Source organism: Rhodobaculum claviforme (assembly GCF_016653255.1).
GTDB lineage: Bacteria > Pseudomonadota > Alphaproteobacteria > Rhodobacterales > Rhodobacteraceae > Rhodobaculum > Rhodobaculum claviforme.
Map to the genome: position 1 here is coordinate 1 of NZ_NHSD01000047.1, position 3,517 is coordinate 3,517.

Annotated in this window: 3 protein-coding genes; 2 read left to right on the forward strand and 1 reads right to left on the reverse strand. The window is 69.3% G+C overall.

Annotated features, from left to right (window positions below):
* The first annotated feature begins 36 nt into the window (after positions 1–36).
* Positions 37–969, forward strand: a complete 933-nt coding sequence (gene kce, locus CCR87_RS00690; RefSeq protein ID WP_201155410.1) for a 3,5-dioxohexanoate:acetyl-CoA acetone transferase — start codon at positions 37–39, stop codon at positions 967–969.
* Between the two features lie 2 nt (positions 970–971).
* Here the strand turns inward: kce and CCR87_RS00695 are convergent, their stop codons facing one another.
* The gene (locus CCR87_RS00695) at positions 972–1,523 is read right to left on the reverse strand and encodes a cupin domain-containing protein (protein ID WP_201155411.1); all 552 of its coding nucleotides are present in this window, start codon (positions 1,521–1,523) and stop codon (positions 972–974) included.
* A 334-nt stretch (positions 1,524–1,857) separates the two neighbouring features.
* On the opposite strand from CCR87_RS00695, the gene CCR87_RS00700 reads away from it, so the two are divergent.
* Positions 1,858–3,462: an ABC transporter substrate-binding protein gene (locus CCR87_RS00700; protein ID WP_201155412.1), complete on the forward strand. Its 1,605-nt coding sequence runs from the start codon at positions 1,858–1,860 to the stop codon at positions 3,460–3,462.
* Positions 3,463–3,517: the final 55 nt, after the last annotated feature.

The following is a 3,517-nucleotide window of genomic DNA, read 5'->3' on the forward strand; positions in this document are numbered from 1 at the left end:
CCACCACACGGCCCCCACCGCAAGGAGACCCCCGCCATGGCCGCCCCGCGCAAAGTCATCATCACCTGTGCCGTCACCGGCGCGATCCACACGCCGTCGATGTCGCCGCACCTGCCGGTCAGCGCATCCGACATCGCCGAGGCCGCCATCGGCGCCGCCGAGGCCGGGGCCGCCATCGTCCACCTGCACGCCCGCGACCCCCGCGACGGCCGCCCCGACCAGACCCCCGAGGCGTTCCTGCCGTTCCTCCAGGTCATCAAGCAACGCTCCGACTGCGTGGTCAACATCACCACCGGCGGCGCGCCCACCATGTCCATCGCCGAACGCATCCGCCCCGCCGAACGCTGGCGGCCGGAGCTGGCGTCGCTCAACATGGGGTCGATGAACTTTGGCCTGTTTCCGATGCTCCGGCGCTTTGACGGGCAGCTGAAGCACGACTGGGAACGGGAGTATCTGGGCAACAAGGACATCCTGTTCCGCAACACCTTCGCCGACATCGAACACATCGTCACCACGCTGGGCGCCGCCGGGACCCGGTTCGAGTTCGAGTGCTACGACACCGCGCATCTCTACAACCTCAAGCATTTCCTCGATTCCGGGCTGGTCAGGGCGCCGCTGTTCATCCAGACCGTGTTCGGCCTGATGGGCGGGATCGGCGCGCATCCCGACGACGTGATGCACATGAAGCGCACCGCCGACCGGCTGTTCGGGGATCGGTACCGCTGGTCGGTGCTGGGCGCGGGGCGCCACCAGCTGCCGATCGCGGCGATGGCGGCGGCGATGGGCGGCAACGTCCGCGTGGGGCTGGAGGATTCGCTGTGGGGCGCGCCGGGGCGGCTGGCCACCTCGAACGCCGAACAGGTCGCCTCGGTGCGCCGGATCATCGAAGGGATGGGGCTGGAGATCGCCACCCCGCAGGAGGCGCGCGAGACCCTCGATCTGTCGGGCGCCGATACGGTCGCGTTCTGACGTCAGAAGGTGGGCGGGGTGTTCACCCAGAAGATCCGCGCCCGCCCCTCGCCGACATTGCGATAGCCGTGGCGCCGGTCCGAGCGGAAGTGGAACGAATCCCCCGGCCCCAGCACATGCACCTCGTCATCCAGGCGCAGCTCCACCTGGCCCTCCAGGATGATGCCGACCTCCTCGCCGAGGTGGCTGATCTGTCCGTCCGAGGCGCCGCCGCGCTCCATGATGTGGATGTTGCATTGCAGCGCGTTGTCGGGGGCGTGGGGGATCACGCGCTCCAGCGTGACGCCGGGGCCGCTGCGCAGCGGATCGAGGCTGATGACCGGGCGCGCGCCCGCCCGCGTCACCGCCCCCGACGGCCCGCCCGCATCGTCGAACAGATGCCCGAGGTTGAGGCCCAGGCACCCCGCGATGCGGTGCAGCACCGGCAGCGAGGGCACCGCCTTGCCGGTCTCGATCTTGGACAGGTGCCCCTCGGACACGCCGGCGGCGGCGGCGACGGCCTTGAGGGTGCGGCCCTGGCGCCGGCGGGCCGCGCGCAACTTGTTTCCCGGCATGCAAGGTCTTTCGTCCAGCGACCCGCAGCGCCGGGCCCGTGCCCTCAATCTATGCACTCCGCGCGATGATTCGATGCCAAACCGCACAAATCGCGGAATCGCGCGCGGGGAAATCCCGCATCCTGATCAAATGTTACGCATCCGTGATGGCCGCCGCGTGCCGGGGCCGCAAGAAACTTGCATTGTGTGAAAGCCGCGCGCAGGCTGATCCGGCCCGCAGGCGAGACCTCGTCGCAGGCCAGCCTGTCCGCCCCGGCGGCGCTGCAACAGGGAGAGATGCGGCCACCGGCGGCCCCGCGCCGCCGCACAGGCCGCACAACCAAGGAGAGTGCCCATGAACGCAACCTTGACGCGGCGCGTGTCGCAGGGCGGTCTTGCCGCCGGGCTGGCACTGGCGCTGGCCCCGATGATCGCGGCCCCGGCGCTGGCGCAGGACCGGTCGACCCTGCGCATCGTGCCGCATGCCGACCTGCGCAACATCGATCCGATCTGGACCACCGCCTACATCACCCGCAACCACGGGTATCTGGTGTGGGACACGCTGTTTGCGCTGGACGAAAACCTGGAGATCCGCCCCCAGATGGCCGAGGGCCACGAGGTCAGCGAGGACGGCCTGACCTATACCATCACGCTGCGGCCGGGGATGACGTTCCACGACGGCGCGCCGGTGACGGCGGCGGACGCGGTCGCCTCGATCCGGCGCTGGGGCGCGCGCGACGGCATGGGCCAGAAGCTGATGGGCGTGACCGAGTCGATGGAGGCGGTGGACGAGCTGACCTTCACCCTGACGCTGTCGGAGCCCTATGGCCTGGTGCTGCAATCGCTGGGCAAGATCTCGTCCAACGTGCCGTTCATCATGCCCGCCCGCCTGGCCGAGACCAGCCCCAGCGAGCAGATCCCCGAGGTCATCGGCTCCGGCCCGTTCCGCTTTGTCGAGGCCGAGTGGCAGCCCGGCAACCTCGTGGTCTATGAGCGCTTCGAGGATTACGTGCCGCGCGACGAGCTCGCCAGCTACGCCGCCGGCGGCAAGCTTGCCAACGTCGACCGGGTGGAATGGCGCTACATCCCCGACGCCGCCACCGCCACCCAGGCGCTGCTGGCCGGCGAGGTGGATCTTTATGAACAACCCGCCGTCGATCTGCTGCCGATGATCCGCATGGACCCGTCGATCACGGTGGACACCATCGACCCGCTGGGCACGCAGGGCGTGGTGCGCTTCAACTTCCTGCACCCTCCGTTCGACAACAAGTATGCCCGCCAGGCGGTGATGCATGCGGTGTCGCAGACCGACTACATGTTCTCGATCATGGGCAACCCCGAGTATTTCGAGGAGTTCTGCGGCGCCTTCTTCATGTGCGGCACCCCGTTCGAGACCGACATCGGCAGCGAGGCGCTGCGCGGCCAGGACCTGGAGCGGGCGCGCGAGCTTCTGGAGATGTCGGGCTATGACGGGCGCGAGGTGGTGATCCTCGATCCCACCGACGTGCCGGTCGCCCACGGCCAGGCGCTGGTGACGGCGCAGGCGCTGCGCGAGATCGGCATGAACGTGCGGCTGGCGGCGATGGACTGGGCCACCATGACCTCGCGCCGCGCCTCGCGCGAGGCGCCCGAGAACGGCGGCTGGAACATCTTTCCGACCTGGTGGCTGGCGGTCGACCAGCTGAACCCGATCACCAACATCTCGGTGGCGGCATCGGGGGACACCGCGTGGTTCGGCTGGCCCGAAAATGCCCGCATCGAGGAGCTGCGCGACGCCTTCGCCCGCGAGACCGACCCGGCCGCGCAGTTCGCCATCGTCGAGGAGTTGCAGGCCGAACTCTATGACTTCGTGCCCTACATTCCCACCGGGCAGTATTACCAGCCGACCGCGTACCGCGCCAATGTCTCGGGCGTGCTGGTGGCCCCGGTGCCGTTCTTCTGGAACATCGAGGTGGACTGACCCGCCCCCGCCCGGCCCCCCCTCGCGGGGGCCGGGTGACCCGACCCCTCTCCGA